Origin of the sequence: Nocardioides xinjiangensis (assembly GCF_017916385.1) — a bacterium.
GTDB lineage: Bacteria > Actinomycetota > Actinomycetes > Propionibacteriales > Nocardioidaceae > Nocardioides > Nocardioides xinjiangensis.
The window spans coordinates 2,136,454-2,161,797 of the sequence record NZ_JAFMSW010000001.1; the positions used below are offsets into that span (position 1 = coordinate 2,136,454).

Genomic DNA, 25,344 nt, shown 5'->3' on the forward strand with positions numbered 1-25,344 from the left:
CGCCGGACGCCGCCGGGACTCGGCGCGGGCGCAACCCGGACGCCGACCGCTAGCGCGCGCCCTCCGCGCGGGGGTCCGGGATGGTGTCCGGCAGGTCGCGCACCGGCATCACGACGACGTCGTGCAGCTTCCAGTCGAGGTCGCGCAGCAGGTCGACGGCCTCCTCGAGCTGGTCGAGCGTCGGCGCCTGCCCCTCGGCCGGCCGCACGAAGGCCTCGACGTGGAACACGTGCCCCTGGTCGCGGACCCGGCTCCGGCTGTCGACGACCCACGGCAGGCGCCGCAGCGCCTCGTCGACGTCCTGCGTGAGCGGGTGCGGGTGCTCGTCGTCGTACGTCCGCGCGCGCTCGTCCATCAGCGCGGTGGACGCGTGGCGGAGGTTCGACCAGCCGTCCCGGACGATCGACAGCGAGATGAGCAGGGCCGCCGTCGAGTCCGCCCACCACCAGCCGACGCCGATGCCGAGCACGCCGGCGATGGTGCCGGCCGCGGTCATCCAGTCCGCCTTCTGCATGTCGGCGTCGGCGTAGAGCACCTTGTCGTGCAGCTTCTCGGCGAGCGGCAGCTTCAACTGGGCCAGGACGAACGGCCCGATGCCCGTGTAGACCATCGCCGCGACCATCAGCCACCCCGACCAGAACGTCTGGCCGAGCAGGTGCACGGTGCCGATCGGCGGGTGCTCGGCGCGCAGCAGGCCCATCGCGGAGTCCTCGATGAGCAGCAGCCCGACGGCGAGGAGCGCGACGGCTGCGGTGAGGTGACCGATGCCGGTGGCCCGGTGGTAGCCGTAGGGGTGGTCGGCGGACGGACGCCGGCGACCCACGCGCACGGCGACGAGGAAGGCGAGCGGCGGGATCAGCGCGAGCGAGTCCTCGATCCAGGCCGTCTTCATCGCCTGGGAGCCGCCCGCCGTCGCGAACACCACCGCGACGCACGTGGTCATGTAGAGGAACGTCACCACCTCGAGCCGCTCGGCACGCCTGAGGGCCGCGGCCTGTCGCGGCGGGAGCTCGGTGTGGCCGAAGCGGTGCCGCGATCCGGTCTGCTCGCCGGGGCCGCTCACGCGCCACCGCCGTGGACGTCGAGCCAGCGCTCGAGCTGCGACTGCAGGGCGTTCTCCCCCATCGGCACCATCATCACGTGGGCCTCCGTCGTCCCCGAGACGACGACCTCGGTGTAGGCGCGGGTGAGGCCGACCTTGTCGACCCAGGCGTTGTCCTCGGTGAAGCCGCCGACCGCCAGGTCGAGCTTCCCGTCCTCGAAGAGGCGCACGAGCTCCTCCTCGCCCGCCACCGTCCACTCCACCTCGGCGCCGAGATCGTCGGCGAACGCCGCCACGAGGCGGGGCTCGCGTCCCCCGGGCTGGCCGTCACCCGTCTCGACCCACCCCGGTCGCGGTGACGCGCCGACCCGCAGCACGCCCTCGGCGCGGATCCGGTCGAGCGTGCCGTCGGGATCGGTCGGGATGGACAGCCCGCACCCCGCGAGCAGGAGCGCCGCTCCCGTGAGCAGCGCGGCCCGCCGCGTCGCGGGCATCACTCCGCCTGCTCGTCCGTCCGGTCGTCGGCGTCGGACGTGGCGTCGCCGGTCGGCGTGCCGGTGCCCGAGTCGCCGCCCGCATCGGTGTCGGCGGCGTCGTCGGGCTGCGGGGCGGCGTTGACCGGGTCGGTGTCCACGTGCGTCTGCGGGTCGCTCCAGGGCGTCTGCGACTGGTCGTCGGAGGTGGTCATCGGCTCTCCTCGTGAGGCGGGACGGCAGGACGCACCGTACTCCGGTGGGCTCCGGCGCGGGCGGAGCGCGAAGGCGGTCGGCGGGGCGGTGCATGCATCCACCGTCGCGGGGTACAGGTGCTTCACCGCGGTCGTCCGCCACGACCACGGCGCTTCGGCCGCGAGACCCGCCGGACCTCACCTCCCGTACGCCGTGCGAGGTGCTTCCGGCGGGTTTCGTCCGTCCAGGCGCTGCCCGCCGCCCGCTCGCCGCTTGCGCGGGCGGTGCGTGGGGCAGGTTCTGCGGGGCGGAAAGGTGTCTCACTCACCGCCGCCCGCCCGCCGCCCGCCCGGGCGGTGCGTGGGGCAGGTTCTGGGGGCCGGAGAGGTGTCTCACGCACCGCCGCCGGCCCGCCGCCCGCGCGAGCGGTGCGTGGGGCAGGTTCTGGGGGCCGGAAAGGTGTCTCACGCACCGCCGCCCGCCCGAGCCCCGCCCGAGCCCCGGTCACTGCCCGAACTGCGGACGCCGCCCGCGCTCGTATGGACACCCCTCCACCGGGTACCAGCACGGCATGACAGCACCCGCGCCGGACCTCACCTGCCTCGTGCTCACCTGCACCCTCAAGCCGGCGCCGACGGCGTCGAGCTCGGAGCTGCTGGGCCAGCAGGTCCTCGACGCCTTCGCCGCGCTCGGCGTGAGCGGCTCGATGGAGCGCGTCATCGACCACCGGGTCGCCTTCGGCGTCAGCACCGACGAGGGCAACGGCGACGGCTGGCCCGCGCTGCGGCGCAAGGTCCTCGATGCCGACATCCTGGTGCTGGTCACGCCGATCTGGATGGGCCAGCCCGCCTCGGTGTGCAAGGTGGTGCTCGAGCGCCTCGACGCGGAGATGGGCGAGACCGACGACGAGGGCCGGCCGCTGATGTTCGGCAAGGTCGCCGGTGTCGGCGTCGTGGGCAACGAGGACGGCGCGCACCACGTCTCGGCGGAGCTCTACCAGGCGCTCGACGACGTGGGCTTCACCATCCCCGCCCAGGCCGTGACCTACTGGGTGGGGGAGGCCATGCAGGCGGTCGACTATCAGGACCTCGACGCCACGCCCGAGAAGACGGCCAGCACGACGCAGGTGCTGGCGCGCAACGCGACCCACCTGGCGCGGCTCCTGAAGGCCTCGCCCTACCCCGCCGACTGACGCACACCGGCACGCGCCGGCTCACGCCGAGCAGGACCGCCGTCGCCGCTCAGGGCAGGCGCAGCAGCCCGCCCCCGAGCTGGTCGAGCAGGTCGCGCGGACCGTCGTAGACGGCGTACGCGCCCGCCGACCTGAGCCGGTCGGCGTTGATCCCGCCGCTGCGGAACCCGATGCTCGCCGCCCCGGCGGCCTGCGCCGACACGGCGTCCCAGGTGGCGTCACCGATGACGACCGCGTCGCCTCCGCCCGCCTTCTCGACCGCCGCCAGCACCATGTCGGGCGCGGGCTTCGTGGCGGCGTCGTCGGAGCCCGTCACGACCGCGGTGAGGTGGTGGCGTACGTCGAGCAGGTCGAGCATCTCCTCCACGAGGCCGGTCTCCGACGAGCTGGCGAGCACCAGCCGGTGCCCGTGACCGGCGAGCGCCTCCACCAGCTCGGACGCGCCGTCGAGGGCGCAGACCGTGCGGAGGGCGGCCCGGAAGTACTTGTCGTGCAGCTCCCGCACGTCGTCGCCGACCGCCGACTCCGCGGCGTCACCGGCGACGTGCGCGACGAGCCGGTCACCGCCCATGCCGATGGCCTCGTGGATGCGCACCGTGGGGACGTGCAGCCCGACGTCGTGCAGCGCGGTGTGCCAGGCCACGACGTGCTCGTAGACCGAGTCGACCAGGGTGCCGTCGAGGTCGAGCACGACGACGGGGGGACTGGGCTGGTCCGCTGCCATCCGCGGACGTACCCCGGAGCGCTGCGCGGCATGCGCCGTCGGCGGTCGCCCGGGCGGGTGTGGTGTGGTCCGGCGGGCTGGAGCACGATCGACGAGCAGGTACCCGCCGGATGCCGAGGAGGAGGTCGTGGAGCTGCTGCCGCAGAGTCGGGAAGCCCTGGACGAGTACGTCACGCCGTCTGTCGACGACGTCGAAGGGCTGCTGCGGGTCATCGAGGGCTGGGCGGTGCGCGCGGTGCCGGACTGCGTCGCGCTGAGCGTCACGCTGCTCGACGAGGACATCACCTTCACGCTCGTGGACCGGGCGGCGACCGCCCCCGCGGACGCCGCCGGCGACGCGCCCGCCTCCGACGAGCAGCACGAGGAGGAGTACGCCCTCGACGAGCATGGCTGGGCCGAGATGGCCCGCGAGCGCGCCTTCTCCGGCATCGCCAGCACGGTGTCCCTGCCGGTGGTGGAGCACGGCCGCGCCGTGCTGAACATCGACCTCTACGCCTCCACCGCGTACGCCTTCCACGACCGGATCGACGGGCTGGTCGAGGCGCTCGGTGCGTGGCAGGCCGGCGCCGTGACCAACGCCGACCTCGGCTTCGACACCCTCCGTCGCGCCGAGATGGCCCCGGAGCGCCTGCGCGAGCAGCGTCTCGTCGACGTCGCGGTCGGGCTGCTCGCCGCGCGGATGGCGCTGACCACCGAGGACGCCGCGGTCCGGCTGCGCGAGGCGGCGGAGCGCGCCGGCGTGGCCGAGAGCCAGGCGGCGTGCGTCGCGAGGGTGCTGCTGGCCTGACGCGCGCCGCGCCCGCCCCGACCGCCGGCTGGTCCATCGCACGGATCGGGCCTGTATGCAACCCGCCCTTCGGGGTACATCAGGCCATGGACCGACCTACTGCCCCCGGCACCCGTCGCCACGTCAAGGTGGCGTTGATGGAGGAGAGCGAGCTCGTCGTGCACGGCCTCCGCGCCATGCTCGAGCCGCACTCCGCGTTGATCTCCGTGGTGCCGCACCGGCCCGACGGTCCCGCGCCGCTGTGCGACCTCACGCTCTACGACCCCCAGCGGCGCGCAGCGGGCACCCGACCGGCTCCGCAGCGGTTCCCCACGCGCATGGTCGCGTTCGGCTGGGACTGCAGCCCGCAGGCGGTCTCGACCGAGATGTCGCGCGGCGCCGCCGGCTTCGTCAGCAAGTGGCTTCCCGGCCGCCGCCTGGTGTGGGACCTGCTCCAGATCGCCGACGGCCGCGTCATCGTCGACGACTGGACCGGCCAGGCCGAGGCGCAGCGCGCGCCGGCCGAGAAGTGGCCCCTCACGCAGCGCGAGACCGAGGTCCTGTCGATGATCGCGGCGGGCAAGGCCAACCGCGAGATCGCGGAGGAGACCAACCTCAGCATCAACTCGGTGAAGTCCTACATCCGCGGCGCCTACTCGAAGATCGAGGTGTCCTCGCGCTCGCAGGCGGTGCTGTGGGCCATCCAGCACGGACTGCTGCTGTCGGGCGAGGCCGAGACCGCCTCCCCGCGTGCCGCCGCCCCGCGCATCGCCGCGCCCAGGGCCGCGGGTCCGCGCGTCGCCGCCCAGCGGGTCGCGACTCCTCCGGTCGCCGCCCCGCGCGTGGCTGCCCAGCGGGTGGCCGCGCAGACCGCCCGCTCGTGACCCGCTTCGGTTACTTCCTCTCCTGCGAGGAGTACGCGCCGGAGCAGCTGCTCGAGCAGGCACGCCTCGCCGAGCGGGCCGGCTTCGACAGCCTGTGGATCAGTGACCACTACCACCCGTGGAACAACGCGCAGGGGCAGTCGCCGTTCGTCTGGTCGATGATCGGGGCGGTCGCGCAGGTGTGCGACCTGCCCGTCACGACGGCGGTGACGTGCCCGACCGTGCGCGTCCACCCGGCCGTCGTCGCGCAGGCGGCGGCGACGTCGGCGGTGCTCCTCGGCGAGGGCCGCTTCACCCTCGGCGTGGGCACCGGCGAGGCGCTGAACGAGCACGTGCTGGGCGATGCCTGGCCCCGCACCGAGAAGCGGCTGGAGATGCTGGAGGAGGCGGTCGAGGTCATCCGCCGGCTCTGGACCGGCGAGGTGGTCTCGCACGAGGGCCGGCACTACACCGTCGACACGGCGCGGATCTACACGCTGCCCGACGTGCCGCCGCCGATCTACATGAGCGCGTTCGGCCCCAAGGCGCTCGACGTGGCCTGCCGCATCGCCGACGGCTTCATCACCACCCAGCCCGACGCCGAGTCGGTGCGGACGTTCCGGGCGGCGAAGGGTGCCGACGCCCCGGCCCATGCCGGCTTCAAGGTCGCGTGGGGGCCCACCCGCGACGAGGCGATCGACGCGGCGTACGAGCTGTGGCCGAACTCCGGCGTGCCCGGTGAGCTCAGCCAGGTGCTGCCGAGCCCGCAGCACTTCGAGCAGGCCAGCGAGCTGGTGACCCGCGAGGCGTTCGCCGAGCAGGGCGCGTTCGGCCCCGACGCCGCCGAGCACGTCGAGGCCTTCGCGCCGTTCGTCGAGGCCGGCTTCGACGAGGTGTACGTCGCCAACATGGGCCCCCACTACGCCGACATGCTCGCGGCCTACGGCTCCGACGTGCTGCCGGAGCTCCGCGGCCGCTAGCCGCCCGCCCTCGTCACTCGAACTCGGGGTCGCCCTCGACGTCTCCCGGCCGGGCCTCGTGCCCCTCGCGCCCGCGGGTGCGGCGCAGCTCCTTCATCTCCGCCTCGAACACGTGGCGCTGGCCGTTCATCAGCTCGTCGAGCGCACGCTGGTGCAGGCCTTTGGTGCGGGCGTAGAAGCCGTCGTCGAAGGCGTCGACCATCTGGAAGGACCACATGCCGGGCAGCGGGTTCTGGCCCAGCACGTCGCGGTCCATCGCGTCGGCGATGTCGACGTGCCCCGCCTCGCGGACCAGCGCCTCGGCCTCCTCCAGCGTGCTCTCGGCGCTGCCCATCAGGCGGTGGAAGGCGTAGAGGTGGCCACGCGCGTCCTCGACGTGGTCGAGGGCGGCGGACAGCTTGCCCACCGCCTCGACGGTGGCGTCGGTGACGCCCTCGGGTCGGCGGCGCTCGGGCGCGGGGTGGTCGGGGATCGCGTCGGACGTGTGGTCGGGCATGGTGCGAGGCTCACAGGTGCCGGTCGGGTGCCGCCACCCACCAAGGGGTCAGTTGTCGCGCTCAGCCCTCGACGCCGGTGGACCCGTGCGGCTGGCCGACCGGCTTGCTCTGCGAGGACCCGCGCTGGCGCAGGTAGATCGTGAGCACGGCCATCGCGCCGACCGCGAGGAACTCGCTCTGCCAGTTCTGCAGGGTGCGCGCCCAGAAGTCGGCGTTGCGCAGGTAGGACGTCCACGACAGCGGGTCCTGGAGCTGCTGGAGGCGCTGCTCGTTGAAGGCGGCCCACCCCGCCACGGACTGGACGAGCCAGGACGCGAGGAAGATCGCGCCCATCACCATGGCCAGCGAGGAGGAGTAGACCCGGGTCCGCCAGCCTCCGGTCCTCGCCCACGCGGGGGAGTCGGCGACGGCGTGGGCGCCGATCTTCTGGTCCTCGTCGGACTCCCGGCCGGCCTTGTCGAGCTCCTTGGACTCCGGGGAGCCCTTCTGCAGCAGCCAGACGGTGGCCATCAGGTAGAGCCAGAACTGGAGGAACTCGCTCTGCCAGTTCTCCGCGACGTCGACGGCGAAGTCGGAGGAGGTCACGTAGCCGGTCCAGGTGAGCGGGTCGAGGTGCTCGGCCACCTGGAGGGCGTTGAGCTGGTGCCACCCGGCGACGGACTGCCCGGCCAGGCTCAGCACGAAGAGCGCCCCGAAGAACAGGCTCAGCGAGTTGTGGCGCAGGAACGTGCGCATCAGGCGTGCCTCAGGGCGAGGAGGAGCAGTAGGGCCAGGCCGACGCAGATCACGGCCAGGTAGGCGACGAAGACCACCCGCATCACGGCACCGCCACGCTGCAGTCGTACGGCCGCCCGGCGACGGGGGTGCAGGCGGCCCCGACCACCAGCCAGCGCCCGTCGAAGCGGGACAGGAACACCGTGTCGGCCCCGAGGCGCACCTGCGCCATCGAGTCGTACACCTCCACGTGCGCCGCGCCCGAGCCGCTGCCGAGGTCCTCCTGCAGCACCGCCCGCTCGCAGGGCCGGCCCGACTGCTGCTCGAGCTCGTCGCGTGCCGCCGGGGCGAGCAGGGCGCACGCCGCCGACCCGTCGCCGGTGTCGACGGCCCGGAGCAGCTGCTGCGCGGCGGACCGTGCCGGGGCGTCCTGCGACCCGGCGCAGGCGGCGAGCAGCAGCGCGCCGGCGCCTGTGAGCGCCAGCCGGGCGCCGACGGTCGTCCGGGTCATGCACGAGGAGTACCACCCCGCCGCCGCCGTCCGGCGGTGCGACGCGCGGCGGGGCGCATCGGCTCACCCGGCCGGGCGGTCCTCCGTCGCCGACCCAGCGCCGTCCTGGGTCACGGCCGCCAGCTCGCTCGCCAGCTCGTCCAGCGCGCGCCGGGTGGCGGCCACGACGACCTCGGACGGGTCCCCCTCCAGCCGCACGTGCAGCGACCGCGTGCCGTCCGGGCCGGCCAGCGCCAGGTGCACGGTCCCGGGCGGGCGGTCCTCCTGGGGCCCGGGACCGCCGACGCCGGTGATCCCCAGCCCCACGTCGGCCATCAGCAGCCGGCGCACCCCCTCGGCCATCTCCCGGGCGCAGCTGTCGGTCACCACCGGCCCGCGCGTCACGCCCAGCACGTCGAACTTCACCTCCTCGTCGTAGGCGACGACGGCACCTCGGTACCACTCCGAGGCGGCCTCGCCCCGACCGAGGAAGGCGGAGATCCGGCCGGCGGTCAGCGACTCCGCGGCGGCGACCCTCAGGCCACGCGACTGGGCGAGCTCTGCCACCCGCTCGGCGCGCTCCTCGTCGGTGCTCGGTGCCGGGTGCTCGTCTGGCATGTGGGGGTCCTTCCGCTCGGCGACCGGCTGTGCTCGGCCGTGGGTGCGCAGTCGTTCCCACCGGTGCGTGCGCCCATGCGCCGACGTATGCCCCGCAGGTGCCGGGGGCACTGGTCGTCGTTGACGCCCGCGGCTCCCGGCCGCACCCACGTCCAGACCGAGGAGGTCTCCGGTTCATGAAGGCAGTCACCTGGCAGGGCAAGCAGGACATGCAGGTGGTGGAGGTGCCCGACGCGAAGATCGAGGAGCGCACCGACGTCGTGGTCCAGGTGACCTCGACCGGTCTGTGCGGCTCCGACCTCCACCTCTACGACCCGCTGACCCCCTTCATGACGGCGGGCGACGTCGTGGGCCACGAGCCGATGGGCGTCGTGCGCGACGTCGGGTCGGCGGTGACCACCCTCAAGCCCGGTGACCGGGTCGTCGTCCCCTTCAACATCAGCTGCGGCACCTGCTGGATGTGCAGCCGCGGCCTGCACAGCCAGTGCGAGACCACCCAGAACCGCGACACCGGCACCGGTGCGAGCCTGTTCGGCTACAGCAAGCTCTACGGCCGGGTGCCCGGCGGGCAGGCCGAGCTCCTGCGCGTGCCGTTCGCCGACACGCTGCCGATCAAGGTGCCGGACGGCCCGCCGGACGACCGCTTCCTGTTCCTCTCCGACGTGCTGCCCACCGCGTGGCAGGCGGTCGAGTACGCCGACGTCGAGGACGGCGGCACGCTGCTCGTGGTGGGCGCCGGCCCGATCGGCGACATGGCGGCACGCATCGGGATGCACCGCGGGCTGCGGGTCATCGTGGTCGACTCGGTGCGCGAGCGGCTGGCCCGCGTGCACGGCCGCGGGGCCGAGACGATCGACCACACCCAGGTCGACGGGGTCGGCGACGCCGTCCGGGAGCTGACCGACGGCCGCGGCGCGGACGCCGTCATCGACGCGGTCGGCATGGAGGCGCACGGCTCCCCGGGCGCGGAGACCGCGCAGAAGGCGCTCGGGCTGCTGCCCAAGAAGGTGCAGGAGAAGGTGATGCTCAACGTCGGCTCCGACCGGCTCGCCGCGCTCTTCAGCGCCATCGACGCCGTGCGCCGGGGCGGCACGATCAGCATCTCGGGCGTGTACGGCGCGCCCACCGACCCGCTGCCGATGTTCGAGCTGTTCGACAAGCAGGTGCAGCTGCGGATGGGGCAGGCCAACGTGCGTCGCTGGAGCGACGACATCCTCGACCTGCTGCAGCAGGACGAGGACGTCCTGGGCGTGGAGTCGTTCGCCACGCACCACCTCCCGCTCGACGACGCGCCCGAGGCCTACCGCAAGTTCCGCGACAAGGAGGACGGCATGGTCAAGGTGGTGTTCAACCCGTGAGGCTGCCCAAGCCCCGCGGCGGCCTGAGCGAGTGGGTCGTCGCCCGGCTCGCCGACGCGGGTGCCGCCGGCGCCGCGCCCGCCGCCGACTCCCTCGAGGACGAGGCGCTCGCGCTGTGGACGCTCCACGAGCTGTCCTACCGCGGATTCGAGGACGCCGACGACCACGCCGAGTGGGACCCCGAGGTCCTGCACGTGCGCCACGGGCTGGAGGTGGCCCTGGAGGACCGGCTGCGGTCGCGCTGGGAGGCGGCACGGCCGGTTGCGGGCGACCTGCCCGACGACGTGCCCGCGGCGCTCGAGGCGCTCGTGGCCGCCGACGACGGGCCCTCGCTCGCCGACCACGTGCGGCGTCGCGCCGACCTCGACCAGGTGCTGGAGCTGCTGCGCCAGCGGTCGATCTACCACCTCAAGGAGTCGGACCCGTCGGCCTTCGTGGTGCCGCGGCTCCCGGTCCGCGCCAAGGCGGCGCTGATGGAGCTGCAGTACGACGAGTACGGCGACGGCGACCCCAACCGGCTCCACGCCCACCTGTTCGCCCGCGGCCTCGAGGCCGCCGGGCTGCGTCCCGAGTACGGCGCGTACATCGACGACGCCATCGCCGAGAACCTCGAGATGAACAACGCCGGCTCCCTGTTCGGGCTGCACCGCCGGCTGCGCGGCGCGGCGATGGGCCACCTGGCCGCGTTCGAGATGACCAGCTCGATCCCCTCGCGGAAGATGGCCCAGGGCCTCGACCGGCTGGGTCTCGACGGACCGATGGCCGCCTACTACGACGAGCACGTCGAGGCCGACGCCATCCACGAGCAGCTCGCCGCGCGCGACATCTGCGGCACCCTCGCCGAGGACGAGCCGGACCAGGCGATGGAGATCCTCTTCGGGGCGTGGACGTGCCTCGACGTCGAGGCCCGCTTCGCGACCGCGATGCTCGCCTCGTGGGGCGCGGACCGATGAGGGAGCGCGACTTCGACCACCCCGAGGTGGTGCTGTGCCCCGACGGGCCAATGCTGCTGCGCGGGGCGCGGTCGGTGCAGGACGCCGACGGCACCGTCCACCCGGTCCGGCGACCCGTCGTGGCGCTGTGCCGCTGCGAGAAGTCCAGCCGCCTGCCGTGGTGCGACGGGACGCACAAGGTCATCCCGAAGGGCTGAGACCGGCCGGGCCGCTCAGGCCCGGTCGATCCGCGCCAGCACGCCACGCACCTGCTGTCGTACCTCGACCACGGCGAGCCGGCCCTCGGTGAAGCACGGCTCGGACCGCAGCGCGTCGGTCTGCGCCCGGGTGCCGACCTGGAGGATCGCCGAGCCTCCGGGAGCCAGGTGGTCGTCGACCACGGCCAGGCAGGCGCGGGCCACGTCGAGGCCGTCGTCGCCGCCGTCGATGGCGGTGAGCGGGTCCGCGGGGTAGCGCCCGGTCTGCTCCCGCGGCACCCACGGCGGGTCGGCGATGACGACGGGGAACATCTCGCCGTCGGTCAGCGCCTCCTGCAGACGTGACTCCCGGACCTCGACCCGGTCGGCCAGGCCGTTGGCCACGGCGTTGGCCCGGGCGTAGTCGCAGGCGACGCCGTTGGCGTCGGCGCACACCAGTCGGCGCCCGGTCGTCGCGACGGCGAGCAGGCCGATGTGGCCGGCGCCGGCGCACAGCTCGAGCACGGGACCGCCCGGTGCGGTGGCCATGAGGTCCGCGGCCCACTCCGACTGGGCCGCCGTCCACGCGCGCGGGCGCAGCACGCGGTCGTCGAAGGCGATGGTCAGCGAGCCGAACGCCATGTGCTCGGTCACGGGGTCTCCTGCGTCGTCGGGCCGGTCGTGGATCCGGAGGCTCGGCCCTTGGCGGCGCTGCGGCCCGGGCGCAGCCGGTCGGTGCGCTGCTGCCAGATCGCGGCGCGGGCGGCATTGGCCCCCGCGGCCCCGTGCACGCCGCCGCCGGGATGGGCCGACGCCGAGGCCAGGAACAGGCCCGGGAGGCCGGTCGCCGCGCGGCCGCGCATGGCCGGGACGGGCCGGAACACCAGCTCCTGGTGCAGCTGCGAGGTGCCGCCGTTGACGGCGCCGCCGATGAGGTTGGCGTCGCGCGCCTCGAGCTCGTGCGGGCCGAGGACCCGCCGGGCCAGCACGCGGTCGCCGAAGCCCGGAGCCACCGCCTCGATGCGGGCCTGCATCCGGTCGGCGAAGCGCTCGGCGTCGTCGTGGCCCCAGTCGCCGGTGACCTCGTCGCCGGCGTCGCGGCGGGTCATGCCGGGCTGCGGCACGTGCGTGTAGGCCCAGAACGACTCGGTGCCGGCCGGCGACCGGGTGGGGTCGCTGGCGGTCATCTGCCCGGTGAGCAGGAACGGCCGGTCCGGCACCACGCCGGAGGAGACCTGGGCGAGCGTCTGCGTCATCTCCTCCACCGAGTCCGCGACGTGCACCGTGCCGGGCGCGAGCTCGGGGCCGTTGGTCCACGGCACGGGTCCCGACAGCGCCCAGTCGACCTTCACCGTCCCCGGGTCCAGCTCGAAGTCGCGCATCCCGCGCACCAGGCGGGGAGGCAGGTGCTCCTCGGCGACGAGCCCGCCGAAGAGGTGCGCGGCGGAGACGTCGGCCAGCACCGCACGCGCGGCGTACGACCGCCCGTCGCGGGTGCGTACGCCAGCCGCGCGGCCGTCGCGCACGTCGACGTGCGTGACCTCCGCGTCGGTCACCAGCTCGCCGCCGAGCGAGGTGTAGCGCGCCACGAGCGCGTCCGTCAGGGACTGCGCGCCGCCGCGGGGCACGGGGAACCCGACCGTCTGGCCGAGCATCGTCATGAGCACGCCGAAGACGCCGGACCCCGGGGACGCGAGCGGGAAGTCGGCGTGGCCGGCGTTGCCCGCGAGCAGCAGCGCCGCGGCGGGCCCGGAGAAGAGCTCGCGACCCAGCGACGCGACGGGGGTCGCCAGGCGGCGGACGGTGTCCAAGCCGCCGGCGCGGGCGAGCGCGGGCAGCAGCCGCGCCCCGGCGCGCACCGGCGGGAACGGTGAGGTCAGGGCGTCGACCATCGAGGGCCCGATGCGGTCCCACGTGCGGCACAGGTCCAGCCACGCGTCACCGTCGCCGGGGCACAGCGCGTCGAGCCCGGCCGCCGTCGCCGCCCGGTCGCGGTGCAGCACCGCCCACTGCCCCTCGCCGAAGGGGTTGCCCAGCACGGCGGGGGCGTGGTCCCACACCAGGCCGTGGTCCTCCAGCCGCAGCGACGTGATCGCCCGCGAGGCCAGCGCCAGCGGGTAGAACGCGCTGAACGTGTCGTGCACGAAGTCCGGGTGCACCTCCCGGTCGCTGCGGACCGCGCCGCCGGGGGTCGGCTGGGCCTCCAGGACGACCACGTCCCACCCGGCGTCGGCGAGCAGGTTGGCGGCCACCAGTCCGTTGGGCCCGGCGCCGACCACGACGGCGTCGTACGACGCGGTCCCGGCGGTCACTTGACGCGGCCCTCCACCACGAAGGCCAGGCGCCGCAGCGTCTCGATGTTGCGCCAGTGCAGCTGCGCGTCGCGCAGCGGCTTGGGCACCAGCAGGCCCGGCCCGGCCGTCGCGTCCTCGGTGATCGTCACGACGGTGGTGTCGCCGTCGGGCTCGAGCGAGATGTCGACGTGCGCCTGACCGGCGGGCCAGCCGCGGGCGAGCAGCAGGATGCGCCTGCCCGGCTCGCTCTCGAGCACCTCGGTGTTGTCGTCGATCAGCAGCGGCCACGTGCCCACGCTGTGGTGCAGCTTCGCGCCCACGGCGGGCCAGGCCTCGTCGACGTCGCGCATCCGCGAGGCGCCGACGACGAACAGCGGGTAGAGCCAGCCGTCGGCGAGGACCTCCCACACCTGCTCCGGGGTGGCCTTCAGGGGTCGACTCGTCGTGCTCATGCAGTCCTCTCCTTCGCGTCCGGTGCCGGTCGTGCCCTCTCCCAGTGCCCACCTCGGCGGCGGACCAGTCCTCGACGCTCGAACTCCTCCAGCCACCCCCGCATCGGCCACTCCCCCCACCGGTCGTGGAAGAGCCTGCCGTTGCGGAGGATGTCGTCGAGGTGCTCGACGGGCGGGCTGCTCACCGGGTGGTGCTGGTGGTAGGCGCGGGCGGCGCCGACACAGCCGAGGGCGACGCCCCGCGACAGCGCCGCGCGGGCGAAGTCGGTGTCCTCACCGCCGTAGCCGGCGTAGTCCTCGCAGAAGCCGCCCGTCCGCGTCCAGGCCTCCCGGCCGACGGCGAAGGACAGCGACCAGAAGAGGTCGGGGTCCAGCGGCTCCACGAGCTGGCCGGGGACCGGTCGCGGCCGCGCCGGGTGCGGGTCGTCCCAGGCGTCGAGGGCCTCCGGGTCGTCGGGGTAGCCGTCGGCGGGAGGCGGGGGCAGGTAGGTCACCGGCCCCGACCAGATCGTCCGCGGCCGCGCGGTGACGACGTCGGCGTACGACGCCACCAGCCGCGAACCGGCGAGGCAGTCGACGTCGAGCAGGACGACGACGTCGGCGCCGCCGTCGAGCGCCGAGGCGACGCCGAGGTTCCGGGCGGCGGCGAGCGGGAGGGCGCCCTCACGCGTGCGCTCGATCCGCACCACGCGACGGGGCAGGGTCCCCTCCAGGTGGTCGGTGATGCCCGGGTCGTCCATGGCGACGGCGACGTAGTCGTCGGGCAGGGCGGTCCCCCGGGCCAGTGAGCGGTGCTGGGCCGCGAGGTGATGGTGCCGACCGTGGGCGATCGTGACGACGGCGACGCGGGTCACGACGCCGCCCCCGTCCCGGAGCGGCGGCGAGCCTCGAGCACCACCCGCGCGAACCGGTCGGCGGCCGCGCCGTCGCACCACTCGGCCCAGCGCGCCGGGTCGAGGGACGCCGCCCGGTCGAGGACCGGCGCCCAGTCGTCGGGCGCGGGCCAGGTGCCGCACACCACCGCGGGCCAGCCGCTCGCCAGGACGGCGGCGGTGGTCCGCTGCTCGTCGTGCGGGCGATGCTGCGGCACGACGACCGCGGGGCGGCGGGCCGCGGCCGTCTCGGCCAGGGCGTTCTGCCCGGCGTGGGTGACGACGACGTCGGACTCCGCGAGCACCGAGGCGGTGTCCGCCACCCAGGTCGACCGGTCCGCACCCAGCACGCGCCAGGTCCACCCCGGCGTGGCGGCGCAGGCGGCCTCCACGTCGGCGCGGTCGATGTCGTGCCCGCCGGTGCCGAGCAGCAGCGCGACCGTGCGGATCCCGGGACGGCGGTCGGTGCGGTCCCGGCGTACGGGATGGCGCGAGAGCGCCCCCACCGGCACGAGCTTCGCGCGCAGGTGGTCGGGCAGTCCGGGCGCCATGCCGTCGGCCGACTCGGGCCAGAAGCCCACGAGGACGTCGGCGACGCCCAGGCCGAGCAGGTGCGGCGGGTCGTCGCGGCGCCCGGGCAGCACCACGGCGACGACGGGGATGCCGTGCAGCCGCGCCAGCAGCGCCACCTCGACCGACACGTCGACCACGACGAGGTCCGGCCGGGCGGCCTCGATCCAGGCCGACACCGCGGCCGTCCGCGAGCGCAGCCCGTCGTGCTGCCGGGGCACCCAGTGCAGGTGGCCGCCCGCCGAGACGTCGGCCGCGGTGCCGCCGTCGTCGCGGGCGAGTCGCACCCAGTCGCCGGCCCAGCCGTCGGGCCGGGGAAGCGAGGAGAGACCGGTGACGCGGATCCCCTCGCGCTCCAGGCGCGCGGCCAGCACCTGTGCCCGGTGCCGGTGCCCGCTGCCGACGTGGTGGACGTAGTAGCCGACCACCGGCGCGGTCACGCCGCGTCCGCCTGCCCGGCGAGCTCGGTGTAGAGGTCGAGGTAGCGCTCCACCATCACGTCGGCGCTGCACGTGGCCTCGGCGTGCGCGCGCACCTCCCGGCGGTCGAGCAGGGCGGCGGAGCGCACCGCCTCGGCGAGCGCGTCCACGTCGCCGGGAGGCGCCAGCACGCCGGCCTGCGGCGCCACGACCTGGCTGAGCCCGCCACGGGCGAACGTGGCGACCGGGGTGCCGCTCGCCATCGCCTCGGCGGCCACCAGCCCGTAGGGCTCGTCCCACATGGGGGTCACGACGGCGACCGACGCCGCCCGGAGCAGGTCGGAGAGGTCGCGGCCCGTCAGGTGCCCGACCCACCGGGCGTCCGGCCCGAGCCGCGGCACGACCTCGCGCTCGAAGTAGCGCCGGTCCTGCACCGGCCCGGCGAGGAGCAGCGGCACGCCGGCGCGACGGCAGGCGTCGATGGCGAGGTGCGGCGCCTTCTCCGGGACCAGCCGTCCCGACCAGACCGCCGGCCCGCCCCCGTTGCCCGGGGGCCAGGCCGTGAGGTCGAGGCCGTTGAGCACGACCGCGCTGTCCACCGCGTGGCGCCACGAGGTCGCGGTCCAGTCGCTCACGGCGGCGAAGCGGGGCGGGCGGGGGCACAGGGCGAGCGCGGACTCGAGCATGGGCAGCGGCGGCGTGTGCAGCGTGGTGAGCATCGGCACGTCGAGGGCCGGGGACATCGCGATGGGGAGGTGGTGGAGGCTGTTGTTGTGCACGACGTCGTAGTCGTCGGCGCCGGTGCGCGCGAGGTCGAGCATCAGGGCGAGGTACGCGTGGTGCTCGGCCAGCCAGTCCGCGCCCGGGGCGAACTTGTCCGCCATCGCCGTGTCGCTGACCTCCACCTCCGAGAGCGGCAGGAACCGCACCGGGAGCGCGCTGTCGGAGCCGGCACCGGCGAAGAGGGTGACCTCGTGGCCCCGCTCCGCCAGCCCGCGCGCGATGGTGTGCGTCATCGACTCCAGCCCGCCCGCGAAGGGCTCTTTGATGGGGAATCGGCTGGAGGCGATGAGGCAGATCCTCACCGCGCGCCCTCCACCAGCGCCTCGTACAGGCGGGCGTGGGCGGCTGCGACGGCTGCGCGTTCTCGGCGCCGCTCGTCGACGGTGGGGGTGGGGGCGACCCGTCCGTCGTAGGCGGCGCGGACGGCCGCGGCCAGCCCGGCGGCGTCGAAGTGCTGCTCGTCGTGGCCGTAGGTCAGCACCGGAGCCTGGTCGGCGAAGTAGCCGCAGGTCGGGGCCACGACGGCGGTGCCGAGGTCGCGGCAGGCCTCGAGCCAGCCGCTGTGCGTGCCGAACCGGTAGGGCAGGACCGACACGTCGAGCGAGGCCAGGTAGTCCCAGAGGGCGTCGTCGTCGAAGTAGTCGTGGACCCGGAGGTCGACCTCGCCCCGGGCGGCGTGCGCGCGGAGGGCCTCCGCGAGCGCGGCGTCGTACCTCGCGCCACCGGGCTCGAGCACGTCGCGATGGCCGTTGACCTGGAGCACCGCGCCCGGCAGCTCGCGCACCGTCTCCACGAGCACGGGGACGACGACGTGCGGGTGCATGCCCGCGCGCAGGCTCTTGACGTGCACGCCGACGCGGAACTCGCGCGAGCGGGGCCCCCGGCGGCGGACGTCACGCATGGCCGCCGCCCGGCGCATGACGTCCAGCGGGACGACATGGGGGTGCGGGAGCACGAGCGCCTCGCGGCCCCACCGGTCGCGGATCTCGTCGGCAGCACCGCGGGTGAGGGTGACCAGCGCGTCCGCGGCCGGGACGAGGACGTCGAGCTGCCGGTCGTGGGTCTCGCGCTCGACGTGGTGCGGGTTGCGCAGGTCGTGCACCGTGAGCACCAGCGGCTTGCGCCGCCGGCGCAGCACGGCGACGAGGTCCTCGAGGTCCGCGACGCTGCGGGAGTCGAAGCCGAAGTGCACGTGGAAGACGTCGAAGTCGTGGGCGTCGGCCCAGGCGGCGTCCAGCATCACCGGCGGCCACCACCGCTGCGTCTCCGCCGCCCCCTCCGGGACGGGGTCCGGCAGTCGCACCGGCCCGGAACCGTCCTCGGGCGCGATGTGGCGCACGTAGACGTGGTTGGCAGGCACCGAGGCGATGACCAGCATCGAGGCCCGCGAGCGGGGCAGCGGCAACACCGGCGGTGCACTCGCGGTCAGGTCAGAGATGGGCACGGTGCGAAGTACCCCGGAGCAACGATTCGCATGCGTCCACGGCGCAGGTGCTTCCGCAGGGTGGTTCGCGGGGTGGTCCGTGTCGGGGCGGGCGGGCGGCACGGTAACGTGTGCGCGACTCAAGAACACGGGTCGGAGATTGCTGTCCTCGAGGATCTGCATTGTCGTCCCACGACTCCTTGGCCGTGTTCGCGGCACTCGCTGCCGAGCTGCAGCAGGAGCCCGACGAGGTCCTGACCTCGCGCGCCATCGTCACGCGCATGCGTGAGCTCGTTCCCGAGGCCGACGAGGTCAGCCTCACCATCCGGACCGCCCGCGGCCACACCACGCTGGCGAGCAGCGGCTCCCTGGCGGAGGAGGCCGACTCCTTCCAGTACGAGCTGGGGGAGGGCCCGTGCGTCGAGATCTCCGACTCGGGCGGTTGGTTGCGCAGCGGTGACGTCGGCACCGACGCGCGCTACCCGCGGTGGGGCCCGAAGGCGGCGGAGCTCGGCGTCGGCTCGCTGCTCGCCGTGGCGGTGGCGGACGCCGACGTCCCCCTCGGCTCACTCAACGTCTACAGCAGCCACGCCGGCGCGTTCGCCGACCGCGACGTGGTCGACCTCGCGCTCGTCTACGCCGTGCACGCCACCACGGCGCTGTCCTCGGCGCGCCGGACGACCACGCTGCAGACCGCCATCAGCTCGCGCCACGTGATCGGCATGGCGCAGGGCATCGCGATGGAGCGCTACGGCATCGACCAGCACCAGAGCTTCGAGCTGCTGCGGCGGCTGTCGTCGACCACCAACGTCAAGCTCCGCGACGTCGCCGCGCAGATCGTCGAGACCCGGGCCATCCCCCAGAACCGCACCGACGAGCAGGCCGACGACTGAACCCCCGCCGACGCAACGACCTCGCCGCACGCCCCAGCACCTCCTCAGGGGTGGGATCGGCCGGGGTGGGCTACTGTGGACACGGCTCCAAACACAGGGCCGTCCCTGCGACACCACGAGGTGTGTCCTGTGCAGCAGCTCGGTGCTCGGCGCGCTCCGCCGGACGACGGCTTCGACTTCGAAGGCGCCGGCGAGGAGGCACGCCACTGGCTGGACCAGGCCTACGGCACGTCGTTGAACCTCGGCGGCCGGATGGGCACGGTGAGCCACCGGCGGATCGACCGCCACGGTGTCGCCTTCGACCACCTCAGGATCGGCTCGTCGGTCACCTTCGACGCCGACGCGATGCCGGTCCTCGTGGTGGTCGACGTCCTCCGCGGGGAGATCGAGTACACCCACGGCGCGACGACCGACCGCGGCCGAGCCGGCGACACCGTCCTGGCCGCGGGGTGGGACCAGCCCTTCGCGGGTAGCGGCAACGGCTACGACGTCCGCAACACCAGCATCACCGCCGACGTCCTGACCGCGGCGATCCATGACGTGGACCCCGAGATGTCGCGACACGACCTCACCTTCGAGCGCTTCGTCCCGCGCTCGCAGGTCGCCGCTGCCCAGTGGCGCGCGACCGTGGACGAGCTCAGCGCCTGGTTCCCCGACAGCGCCGACCCGGTCGCCTACGGCGAGGCGTCGCGGCTGCTCGGCCACACCCTCCTGCACACCTTCGACAACAACGTCGTGGGCGACGCGGCGGCGCGCGAGAGCGCCCGCGACAGGCGCGACGCGACGCAGTCCACCGTGCGCCGGGCCCAGGAGGTGATCGCGGCGCGCGCCCACGAGGACCTCTCCCTCGCCGACATCGCGCGGGAGTGCCGCGTCACCCCGCGCGCCCTGCAGTACGCCTTCCGCCGCCACCTCGGCTGCACGCCGCTGGCCTACGTCAAGCAGGTCCGCCTCGACCTGGTCCACCAGGCGCTGTGCGACGGGACCGCGCTCACGGTGAGCGATGCCGCGAGCCGCTACGGCTTCTTCAACCCGGGCCGTTTCGCCTCCGACTACCGGCGCGTCTTCGGGGAGAACCCTCGACAGACGCTCGCAAGACTCCTATCCTGACAGGTGTTTTCGCTTTCCGGCTGTTGTGCAGTCGGTGAGCATGGCACCTTGGACGTACGTTCTGGCTGGAGACCACGGCACAGAGCCACCGACTAAGGAAGCGAGCACGTGGTCCCCATGTCGATCGCACCTGAGTTCCCCCGCACCACCCTGTCCACCGCGCCCGTCCCGCCCCTGGAGGGCAAGGAACGAGCACGTCGCACCGACGACATCGTGTGCGACCTCCGCGAGGCCCGCCGGGAGGTCGACTCCCAGGAGCTGGTCCGCCGGCTGATCGAGACCAACGCGGCAGTGGCTCGGACGATGGCCTCCCGCTACCGCAACCGAGGCATCGACCTCGACGACCTCGAGCAGGTCGCGCTGCTCGGGCTCACCAAGGCCGCTCAGAGGTTCGACCCCGAGGCCGGCCACGACTTCCTGTCCTTCGCCGTGCCGACCGTGCGCGGCGAGCTCCGCCGCCACTTCCGCGACTCCGGCTGGATGATCCGCCCGCCTCGCCGCGTGCAGGACATGCAGGCCCGGATCGCGGCGGCGCAGGAGGAGCTCGAGCCCCGGCTCGGTCGCTCGGCGCGGCCCTCCGAGGTCGCCGAGCATCTCGGCGAGGACCTCGCCGACGTCGTCGAGGCGCTCGCCGCGGACGGCTGCTTCACCCCCACCTCGCTCGACGCGACGGTCGCCGACGGCACCTCCACGCTGGGCGACCTGCTCGGCCAGGAGGACCGCGCCCAGGCGCGCGTCGAGGCCAGGGTCATGATCGAGCCGCTGCTGCGGCACCTGTCCCCGCGCGACCGCACGATCGTGCGGCTCCGCTTCTACGAGGAGCGGACGCAGCAGGAGATCGCCGAGGCCGTCGGCCTCACCCAGGCCCAGGTGTCGCGGGTGCTGACGCGCATCCTCGCCTCGCTCCGCGCCGACCTGTCCGAGCCGAACCCGGCTGCCTGACCACCGGCCCGTCGGGTGCGCGACGCGACGCCGTCGCGCACCCGGGCGGGTCAGGAGTCGAAGCCGAGCCCGGCCCGGTCCAGGGCGCGCAGGAACGCATTGCGCCGCCCCTCCCGGTGGTCGGCGCGGTCGAGCGACCACCGCGTCAGGTTGATGCCCGCCGACGCCAGCGGCTCCGGCGGGAAGGGCAGCGGCCGGTCGTCGACCATCCGCAGCTGGGTGCGCCGCGTGGGCTCGCCGGCCAGCAGGTCGAGCAGCACCTCGGCGGCGAAACGAGTGGCTCCCACGCCGAGGCCCGTGAAGCCCGCCGCGTGCGCGACCCGGCCGCCGTGCGTGAGGCCGTAGAACGCGGCGAACTGCGTGGAGGTGTCGATCGCGCCTGCCCACCGGTGGGTGAACCGGACGCCCTCGAGCTGCGGGAAGGTCGCCAGGAAGTGTGCGGCCAGGCGGGCGTGGCTCTGCGGACGGTCCTCGTGACGCACGTGCAGCCGCCCCCCGGCCGGGTAGACGGCGTCGTAGCCGCCCCACAGGATCCGGTCGTCCCTGGTCAGGCGCGAGTAGTGGAACTGGTTGGCGAGGTCACCGAGTCCCTGGCGGCCGGCCCAGCCCACCGAGGCCAGCTGCTCCGCCGACAGCGGCTCGGTCATCAGCACGTAGTCGTAGACAGGGACCGTCATCAGCCGGTTGCGTCGCACCAGCGACGAGAACACGCTCGTCGCGAGCACGACGTGGTCGGTGGTCACCCTCGCGCGGTCGGTGGACACCTCCACGACCGTGCCTGACCGCCGGATGCCGGTGACGGCGGAGTGCTCGTGGACCTCCACGCCGAGCTCGCTGGCGGCCCGCGCCAGCTCGAGGGCCAGCCGGGCGGGGTGCACGAGCGCGGTCGTGTCCGGCTCGAGGGCACCGCCGAGGAAGAGCGGGCTGTCGACCTCCGCCCGCACCTGCGCGGCGTCCAGCACGGACGTCGAGCCCTCGAGCCAGGCCAGCTGGTGCTCCTCCACCGCCACCGACAGCGCTCCGGTGCGCTCCCACTCGCACGCGAGGCCGAGGTCGCGCACGTCGGCCTCGAAGGCATCGAGGTTCTCGGCGCCGAGCCGCTCGAGGACGTCGTGCTCCTCGGGCCAGCGCGCGCGCCCGTTGTCCGCGCCGTGGGTCAGCGAGGCCTCGCAGAACCCGCCGTTGCGCCCCGAGGCGGCCCAGCCGACCGTCTGGGCCTCCAGCAGCACGACGCGCCGGCCGGGGTCGCGCCGCTTCGCGTGCACCGCCGACCAGAGGCCGAGGTAGCCGCCGCCGACGACGGTGAGGTCGGCGTGCGTCGGCGCGGTGAGCGCGGGGTACGCCGGCCCGGGGCCGGCGTCCTGGAGCCAGAAGACGCCGAGCTCGCTGTCCACCAGCGCCTCGGCGACGAGCCGCGGGTCGGGCGCGTGCCGTTCGTACGCCGTCAGGTGGCGACGCGTGCCGGCGGACGGTGCCCGGGACCTCACCCGGCCGCCGCGCCGAGCGCCGCGTCGAGGATCGCCAGTCCGTCGCGGGCCTCCTCGTCGGTGATGGTCAGCGGCGGCACGACGTGGATGCGGTTGTGGTTGCTGAAGGGCAGCATCCCGCGCTCGCGGCAGCCCGTCACCACGGCGCTCATCTCCGGGCTGGCGCCCCCGTAGGGCGCGAGCGGCGTCCGGCTCTCGCGGTCGGCCACCAGCTCCACGGCCCAGAAGGCGCCGGTGCCGCGCACCTCGCCGACCCACGCGTGCTTCTCCGCCAGCGTCCGCAGCCCCGGGCCGAGCACGTGCTCGCCGAGCCGCTCGGCGCGCGCCACGAGGTCGTCGTCCTCCATCGTCCGGATGGTCGCGACGGCGGCCGCGCAGGCCAGCGGGTGGCCGGAGTAGGTGAGGCCCCCCGGATAGGCGCGGTGGGCGAAGGTGGCGTGGACCGCGTCGCTGATGGCCACGCCGCCCAGCGGCACGTAGCCGGAGTTGACCCCCTTGGCGAACGTCAGCAGGTCGGGGACGACGGCCCCGGCGTGCTCGACGGCGAACCACCGACCGGACCGGCCGAAGCCCGACATGACCTCGTCGGCGATGAGCACGATGCCGTGACGGTCGCAGATCTCCCGGACCCCCGCGAGGTAGCCCGGCGGGGGCACCATGATGCCGGCGGTGCCGGGTATCGCCTCGAGGACGATCGCGGCGATGGTGGAGGGTCCCTCCAGGCCGACGACCTGCTCGAGGTGCTCGAGCGCCCGCTCGCACTCCTCGGCCTCGGTGGTCGCGTGGAAGGCGCTGCGGTAGAGGAACGGCCCGAAGAAGTGGACGGTGCCGGCCGAGGCGTGGTCGCTGGCCCAGCGGCGAGGGTCGCCGGTCATGTTGACCGCGAGGTGGGTGCCACCGTGGTAGCTGCGGTAGGTGGTGAGCACCTTGTGCCGGCCGGTGTGCAGGCGCGCCATGCGGACGGCGTGCTCGTTGGCGTCGGCGCCACCGTTGGTGAAGAAGACGTGGTCGAGGTCGCCCGGCGTGTGCGAGGCGATCAGCCGGGCCGCCTCGGAGCGGGCGCCGTTGGCGAAGGCGGGCGCGATGGTGCACAGGGTCTCGGCCTGCTCCTTGATGGCGGCGACGACGCGCGGGTGCTGGTGGCCGAGGTTGGTGAAGACGAGCTGGGAGCTGAAGTCGAGGTAGCGGTGGCCGGTGCCGTCCCAGACGTGGCTGCCCTCGGCGCGCGTGATCACCATCGGGCTGATCTCCGCCTGCGCCGACCAGGAGTGGAAGACGTGGGCCCGGTCGAGCTCGTGGGTCCGGGCGGCGTCGTACGTCGGCGCGAGGTCCGCGGTGCGGGTGGCCGGCTCCAGGACGTCAGTCATTGCGCGGGAACCCCAGCTCGAGGCCGCCCTCGGGGCGGTTGGCCGGGTCGATCCACCGGGTGGTGACGACCTTGCCGCGGGTGAAGAAGTGGACGCCCTCCGTGCCGTGGGCGTGGGTGTCGCCGAGGAGCGAGCGCTTCCACCCGCCGAACGAGTAGTAGGCGACCGGCACCGGGACCGGCACGTTGACGCCGATCATCCCGACGGTGACGTCGGCCTCGAAGCGACGGGCCGCCCCGCCGTCGTTGGTGAACACCGCCGTGCCGTTGCCGTACTCGTTGGCGTTGACCAGCGCCACGGCCTCGTCGTAGGAGCCGACCCGGACGACGGACAGGACGGGTCCGAAGATCTCCTCCCGGTAGACGTCCATGTCCGGGGTGACCTCGTCGAACAGGGTGGGGCCCAGCCAGAACCCGTCCCGGCCGCCGCGCGCGGCCACGTCGCGGCCGTCGACGACCACCTTGGCGCCGGCCGCCTCGCCGGAGTCGATGAACGAGCTGACCCGGTCGCGGTGCGCCCTGGTGACCAGCGGGCCCATGTCGGCCTCGCGGGCGCCGTCGCCGGCCGCTCGGGTGGCGTCGGCGCCACCGTCGCCCACGAGCAGCGTCCGGGTCCTGTCGGCGACCCGCGCGACGAGCTCGTCCCCGATCGGGTCGACCGCCACGAGCACGCTGATCGCCATGCAGCGCTCGCCGGCGCTGCCGTAGCCGGCGTTGACGGCAGCGTCCGCGGCGAGGTCGAGGTCGGCGTCGGGGAGCACGACCATGTGGTTCTTCGCCCCGCCGAGGGCCTGCACGCGCTTGCCGTGCCGGCTCGCGGTCTCGTAGACGTACTCGGCGACGGGAGTCGACCCGACGAAGCTGATCGCCTGCACGTCGGGGCTGGTGAGCAGCGCGTCGACGGCGCTCTTGTCGCCGTGCAGGACGTTGAAGACCCCGTCGGGCAGGCCCGCCTCCTGCCAGAGGGCGGCGAGCCAGGTGGCGGCGCTCGGGTCCTTCTCGCTGGGCTTGAGCACGACGGTGTTGCCGGCCGCGATCGCGATGGGGAAGAACCACATCGGGACCATCGCCGGGAAGTTGAACGGGCTGATGATGCCGACCACGCCGAGCGGCACCCGCTTGCTGTGCACGTCGACCCCGGTCGAGGCCTCCTCGCTGTGCCCGCCCTTGAGCAGGTGGGAGATGCCGCAGGCGAACTCCACGACCTCCAGCCCGCGGGCGATCTCGCCCAGCGCATCGGAGTGCACCTTGCCGTGCTCCGCGCTGATGATGGCGGCGAGCTCCTCCTTGCGGCGGTTGAGCAGCTCGCGGAAGGCGAACAGCACCTGGGTGCGCCGGGCGAGCGACGTGGTGCCCCACGCCCGCGCGGCGCGGGAGGCGGCGGCGATGACCTCGGCCGCGTCGGCCTCGCTGGCGAGGGCGACGCGGCGGGTCACCCGGCCGGTGGCGGGGTTGGTCACGTCCGCCCAGCCGGCGGGGCTGCCGGTCAGCGCCGCTCCGTCGGCCCAGTGGACGATCTCGGTGGGGGTGTCGTTCGGCGCGCCGTCGGTCATGCGCACATCCTGCGCCGCCGCCGGCACCCCCGACGGGTGTCGGATCGTAGGCTTTGGGCGTCCCGCGTGGACATTCCGTCGGCATCGCCGGGCGTAGGCTGCTCGCGTGCTCCCGGGTGTGGGCGAGGTGAGGTCGACA

At 74.3% G+C, this 25,344-nt stretch carries 28 protein-coding genes; 10 read left to right on the forward strand and 18 right to left on the reverse strand.

All coding sequences use genetic code 11. The annotated features are described in order from the left end of the window. Positions 1 to 49: 49 nt before the first annotated feature. Genes J3P32_RS10025 through J3P32_RS10035 form a run of 3 tightly spaced genes read right to left on the reverse strand, consistent with a single transcriptional unit; the run spans position 50 to position 1,730 of the window. Positions 50 to 1,063: a cation transporter gene (locus tag J3P32_RS10025; RefSeq protein WP_210439633.1), complete on the reverse strand. Its 1,014-nt coding sequence runs from the start codon at positions 1,061 to 1,063 to the stop codon at positions 50 to 52. Continuing rightward, positions 1,060 to 1,536 carry a transporter substrate-binding domain-containing protein gene (locus tag J3P32_RS10030; RefSeq protein ID WP_210439634.1) on the reverse strand — a complete coding sequence of 159 codons (477 nt, stop codon included), beginning with the start codon at positions 1,534 to 1,536 and terminating at the stop codon, positions 1,060 to 1,062. Before J3P32_RS10030 ends, J3P32_RS10025 begins: the two co-directional genes overlap by 4 nt. Next, positions 1,536 to 1,730: a hypothetical protein gene (locus J3P32_RS10035; protein ID WP_210439635.1), complete on the reverse strand. Its 195-nt coding sequence runs from the start codon at positions 1,728 to 1,730 to the stop codon at positions 1,536 to 1,538. The genes J3P32_RS10030 and J3P32_RS10035 overlap by 1 nt, the downstream gene beginning before the upstream one ends. 551 nt (positions 1,731 to 2,281) lie before the next feature. Here J3P32_RS10035 and J3P32_RS10040 point away from each other — a divergent pair. Continuing rightward, positions 2,282 to 2,902: a flavodoxin family protein gene (locus J3P32_RS10040; RefSeq protein ID WP_210439636.1), complete on the forward strand. Its 621-nt coding sequence runs from the start codon at positions 2,282 to 2,284 to the stop codon at positions 2,900 to 2,902. A 49-nt stretch (positions 2,903 to 2,951) separates the two neighbouring features. Here J3P32_RS10040 and J3P32_RS10045 read toward each other — a convergent pair whose 3' ends face one another. Beyond that, on the reverse strand, positions 2,952 to 3,626 hold the full coding sequence (locus tag J3P32_RS10045; protein ID WP_210439637.1) for an HAD family hydrolase: 675 nt from the start codon (positions 3,624 to 3,626) through the stop codon (positions 2,952 to 2,954). Positions 3,627 to 3,753: 127 nt separating this feature from the next. Here J3P32_RS10045 and J3P32_RS10050 point away from each other — a divergent pair, with 127 nt between their 5' ends. From J3P32_RS10050 to J3P32_RS10060, 3 genes are all read left to right on the forward strand, one after another. Then, entirely contained in the window at positions 3,754 to 4,413 is a 660-nt protein-coding gene (locus tag J3P32_RS10050; RefSeq protein ID WP_210439638.1) for a hypothetical protein, read from the forward strand. An 86-nt stretch (positions 4,414 to 4,499) separates the two neighbouring features. After that, positions 4,500 to 5,276: a helix-turn-helix transcriptional regulator gene (locus J3P32_RS10055; protein ID WP_210439639.1), complete on the forward strand. Its 777-nt coding sequence runs from the start codon at positions 4,500 to 4,502 to the stop codon at positions 5,274 to 5,276. Then, positions 5,273 to 6,235 (forward strand): TIGR03557 family F420-dependent LLM class oxidoreductase, encoded by a 963-nt coding sequence (locus J3P32_RS10060; protein ID WP_210439640.1) that lies wholly within the window; start codon positions 5,273 to 5,275, stop codon positions 6,233 to 6,235. Before J3P32_RS10055 ends, J3P32_RS10060 begins: the two co-directional genes overlap by 4 nt. A 13-nt stretch (positions 6,236 to 6,248) precedes the next feature. On the opposite strand, the gene J3P32_RS10065 is transcribed toward J3P32_RS10060, so the two are convergent. From J3P32_RS10065 to J3P32_RS10080, 4 genes are all read right to left on the reverse strand, one after another. Then, positions 6,249 to 6,731, reverse strand: a complete 483-nt coding sequence (locus J3P32_RS10065; protein ID WP_210439641.1) for a hypothetical protein — start codon at positions 6,729 to 6,731, stop codon at positions 6,249 to 6,251. A 61-nt stretch (positions 6,732 to 6,792) separates the two neighbouring features. Continuing rightward, on the reverse strand, positions 6,793 to 7,467 hold the full coding sequence (locus tag J3P32_RS10070) for a DUF6766 family protein (protein WP_210439642.1): 675 nt from the start codon (positions 7,465 to 7,467) through the stop codon (positions 6,793 to 6,795). An 82-nt stretch (positions 7,468 to 7,549) separates the two neighbouring features. Continuing rightward, positions 7,550 to 7,957 carry a hypothetical protein gene (locus J3P32_RS10075; RefSeq protein WP_246850035.1) on the reverse strand — a complete coding sequence of 136 codons (408 nt, stop codon included), beginning with the start codon at positions 7,955 to 7,957 and terminating at the stop codon, positions 7,550 to 7,552. Positions 7,958 to 8,020: 63 nt separating this feature from the next. Beyond that, positions 8,021 to 8,554: a CinA family protein gene (locus tag J3P32_RS10080; protein WP_210439643.1), complete on the reverse strand. Its 534-nt coding sequence runs from the start codon at positions 8,552 to 8,554 to the stop codon at positions 8,021 to 8,023. Positions 8,555 to 8,730: 176 nt separating this feature from the next. Between J3P32_RS10080 and J3P32_RS10085 the strand changes: the two genes are divergently transcribed. Genes J3P32_RS10085 through J3P32_RS10095 form a run of 3 tightly spaced genes read left to right on the forward strand, consistent with a single transcriptional unit; the run spans position 8,731 to position 11,062 of the window. Then, on the forward strand, positions 8,731 to 9,912 hold the full coding sequence (locus J3P32_RS10085) for a zinc-dependent alcohol dehydrogenase (protein WP_210439644.1): 1,182 nt from the start codon (positions 8,731 to 8,733) through the stop codon (positions 9,910 to 9,912). Further along, positions 9,909 to 10,865 (forward strand): iron-containing redox enzyme family protein, encoded by a 957-nt coding sequence (locus tag J3P32_RS10090; RefSeq protein ID WP_210439645.1) that lies wholly within the window; start codon positions 9,909 to 9,911, stop codon positions 10,863 to 10,865. Before J3P32_RS10085 ends, J3P32_RS10090 begins: the two co-directional genes overlap by 4 nt. Continuing rightward, positions 10,862 to 11,062, forward strand: a complete 201-nt coding sequence (locus tag J3P32_RS10095) for a CDGSH iron-sulfur domain-containing protein (RefSeq protein ID WP_210439646.1) — start codon at positions 10,862 to 10,864, stop codon at positions 11,060 to 11,062. Before J3P32_RS10090 ends, J3P32_RS10095 begins: the two co-directional genes overlap by 4 nt. Positions 11,063 to 11,077: 15 nt before the next feature. Here J3P32_RS10095 and J3P32_RS10100 read toward each other — a convergent pair whose 3' ends face one another. Genes J3P32_RS10100 through J3P32_RS10130 form a run of 7 tightly spaced genes read right to left on the reverse strand, consistent with a single transcriptional unit; the run spans position 11,078 to position 17,875 of the window. Further along, positions 11,078 to 11,695 carry a methyltransferase gene (locus tag J3P32_RS10100; protein ID WP_307861647.1) on the reverse strand — a complete coding sequence of 206 codons (618 nt, stop codon included), beginning with the start codon at positions 11,693 to 11,695 and terminating at the stop codon, positions 11,078 to 11,080. Beyond that, positions 11,692 to 13,353: a phytoene desaturase family protein gene (locus J3P32_RS10105; RefSeq protein WP_307807835.1), complete on the reverse strand. Its 1,662-nt coding sequence runs from the start codon at positions 13,351 to 13,353 to the stop codon at positions 11,692 to 11,694. Before J3P32_RS10105 ends, J3P32_RS10100 begins: the two co-directional genes overlap by 4 nt. Further along, on the reverse strand, positions 13,350 to 13,787 hold the full coding sequence (locus tag J3P32_RS10110; protein WP_210439647.1) for an SRPBCC family protein: 438 nt from the start codon (positions 13,785 to 13,787) through the stop codon (positions 13,350 to 13,352). Before J3P32_RS10110 ends, J3P32_RS10105 begins: the two co-directional genes overlap by 4 nt. Continuing rightward, the gene (locus J3P32_RS10115; protein ID WP_210439648.1) at positions 13,784 to 14,641 is read right to left on the reverse strand and encodes a glycosyltransferase family 2 protein; all 858 of its coding nucleotides are present in this window, start codon (positions 14,639 to 14,641) and stop codon (positions 13,784 to 13,786) included. Before J3P32_RS10115 ends, J3P32_RS10110 begins: the two co-directional genes overlap by 4 nt. Continuing rightward, a complete protein-coding gene (locus J3P32_RS18485; RefSeq protein ID WP_210439649.1) occupies positions 14,638 to 15,669 on the reverse strand; it encodes a glycosyltransferase in 1,032 nt (343 codons plus the stop codon). Before J3P32_RS18485 ends, J3P32_RS10115 begins: the two co-directional genes overlap by 4 nt. Continuing rightward, on the reverse strand, positions 15,666 to 16,733 hold the full coding sequence (locus tag J3P32_RS10125) for a glycosyltransferase family 4 protein (RefSeq protein WP_210439650.1): 1,068 nt from the start codon (positions 16,731 to 16,733) through the stop codon (positions 15,666 to 15,668). Before J3P32_RS10125 ends, J3P32_RS18485 begins: the two co-directional genes overlap by 4 nt. Beyond that, positions 16,730 to 17,875 carry a glycosyltransferase gene (locus J3P32_RS10130; RefSeq protein ID WP_307861648.1) on the reverse strand — a complete coding sequence of 382 codons (1,146 nt, stop codon included), beginning with the start codon at positions 17,873 to 17,875 and terminating at the stop codon, positions 16,730 to 16,732. Before J3P32_RS10130 ends, J3P32_RS10125 begins: the two co-directional genes overlap by 4 nt. A gap of 161 nt (positions 17,876 to 18,036) precedes the next feature. Between J3P32_RS10130 and J3P32_RS10135 the strand changes: the two genes are divergently transcribed. The 3 genes from J3P32_RS10135 to J3P32_RS10145 all read left to right on the forward strand — a co-directional run bounded on the left by J3P32_RS10135 (position 18,037) and on the right by J3P32_RS10145 (position 20,799). After that, positions 18,037 to 18,747, forward strand: a complete 711-nt coding sequence (locus tag J3P32_RS10135; protein WP_210439651.1) for a GAF and ANTAR domain-containing protein — start codon at positions 18,037 to 18,039, stop codon at positions 18,745 to 18,747. 129 nt (positions 18,748 to 18,876) lie between these two features. Next, positions 18,877 to 19,857, forward strand: a complete 981-nt coding sequence (locus J3P32_RS18490) for a helix-turn-helix transcriptional regulator (RefSeq protein ID WP_210439652.1) — start codon at positions 18,877 to 18,879, stop codon at positions 19,855 to 19,857. A 117-nt stretch (positions 19,858 to 19,974) separates the two neighbouring features. Further along, positions 19,975 to 20,799 carry a sigma-70 family RNA polymerase sigma factor gene (locus J3P32_RS10145; protein WP_210439653.1) on the forward strand — a complete coding sequence of 275 codons (825 nt, stop codon included), beginning with the start codon at positions 19,975 to 19,977 and terminating at the stop codon, positions 20,797 to 20,799. Positions 20,800 to 20,849: 50 nt separating this feature from the next. On the opposite strand, the gene J3P32_RS10150 is transcribed toward J3P32_RS10145, so the two are convergent. The 3 genes from J3P32_RS10150 to J3P32_RS10160 are packed head-to-tail and all read right to left on the reverse strand — an operon-like array spanning position 20,850 to position 25,205. Next, entirely contained in the window at positions 20,850 to 22,286 is a 1,437-nt protein-coding gene (locus J3P32_RS10150; protein WP_307807837.1) for an NAD(P)/FAD-dependent oxidoreductase, read from the reverse strand. Then, positions 22,283 to 23,653, reverse strand: a complete 1,371-nt coding sequence (locus J3P32_RS10155) for an aspartate aminotransferase family protein (RefSeq protein ID WP_210439654.1) — start codon at positions 23,651 to 23,653, stop codon at positions 22,283 to 22,285. Before J3P32_RS10155 ends, J3P32_RS10150 begins: the two co-directional genes overlap by 4 nt. Then, complete coding sequence (locus J3P32_RS10160) at positions 23,646 to 25,205, reverse strand: CoA-acylating methylmalonate-semialdehyde dehydrogenase (protein ID WP_210439655.1); 1,560 nt, start codon at positions 25,203 to 25,205, stop codon at positions 23,646 to 23,648. The genes J3P32_RS10155 and J3P32_RS10160 overlap by 8 nt, the downstream gene beginning before the upstream one ends. Between the last annotated feature and the right edge of the window lie 139 nt (positions 25,206 to 25,344).

What these genes read in the sequence shown, in the direction of transcription:
- J3P32_RS10110 (WP_210439647.1), bottom strand. Translation starts at nt 13,787, where the DNA reads ATGAGCACGACGAGTCGACCCCTGAAGGCCACCCCGGAGCAGGTGTGG.
- J3P32_RS10145 (WP_210439653.1), top strand. Translation starts at nt 19,975, where the DNA reads ATGTCGATCGCACCTGAGTTCCCCCGCACCACCCTGTCCACCGCGCCC.
- J3P32_RS10080 (WP_210439643.1), bottom strand. Translation starts at nt 8,554, where the DNA reads ATGCCAGACGAGCACCCGGCACCGAGCACCGACGAGGAGCGCGCCGAG.
- J3P32_RS10075 (WP_246850035.1), bottom strand. Translation starts at nt 7,957, where the DNA reads ATGACCCGGACGACCGTCGGCGCCCGGCTGGCGCTCACAGGCGCCGGC.
- J3P32_RS10055 (WP_210439639.1), top strand. Translation starts at nt 4,500, where the DNA reads ATGGACCGACCTACTGCCCCCGGCACCCGTCGCCACGTCAAGGTGGCG.
- J3P32_RS10095 (WP_210439646.1), top strand. Translation starts at nt 10,862, where the DNA reads ATGAGGGAGCGCGACTTCGACCACCCCGAGGTGGTGCTGTGCCCCGAC.
- J3P32_RS10070 (WP_210439642.1), bottom strand. Translation starts at nt 7,467, where the DNA reads ATGCGCACGTTCCTGCGCCACAACTCGCTGAGCCTGTTCTTCGGGGCG.
- J3P32_RS10040 (WP_210439636.1), top strand. Translation starts at nt 2,282, where the DNA reads ATGACAGCACCCGCGCCGGACCTCACCTGCCTCGTGCTCACCTGCACC.
- J3P32_RS10085 (WP_210439644.1), top strand. Translation starts at nt 8,731, where the DNA reads ATGAAGGCAGTCACCTGGCAGGGCAAGCAGGACATGCAGGTGGTGGAG.
- J3P32_RS10030 (WP_210439634.1), bottom strand. Translation starts at nt 1,536, where the DNA reads ATGCCCGCGACGCGGCGGGCCGCGCTGCTCACGGGAGCGGCGCTCCTG.
- J3P32_RS10155 (WP_210439654.1), bottom strand. Translation starts at nt 23,653, where the DNA reads ATGACTGACGTCCTGGAGCCGGCCACCCGCACCGCGGACCTCGCGCCG.
- J3P32_RS10160 (WP_210439655.1), bottom strand. Translation starts at nt 25,205, where the DNA reads ATGACCGACGGCGCGCCGAACGACACCCCCACCGAGATCGTCCACTGG.
- J3P32_RS10035 (WP_210439635.1), bottom strand. Translation starts at nt 1,730, where the DNA reads ATGACCACCTCCGACGACCAGTCGCAGACGCCCTGGAGCGACCCGCAG.
- J3P32_RS10065 (WP_210439641.1), bottom strand. Translation starts at nt 6,731, where the DNA reads ATGCCCGACCACACGTCCGACGCGATCCCCGACCACCCCGCGCCCGAG.
- J3P32_RS10045 (WP_210439637.1), bottom strand. Translation starts at nt 3,626, where the DNA reads ATGGCAGCGGACCAGCCCAGTCCCCCCGTCGTCGTGCTCGACCTCGAC.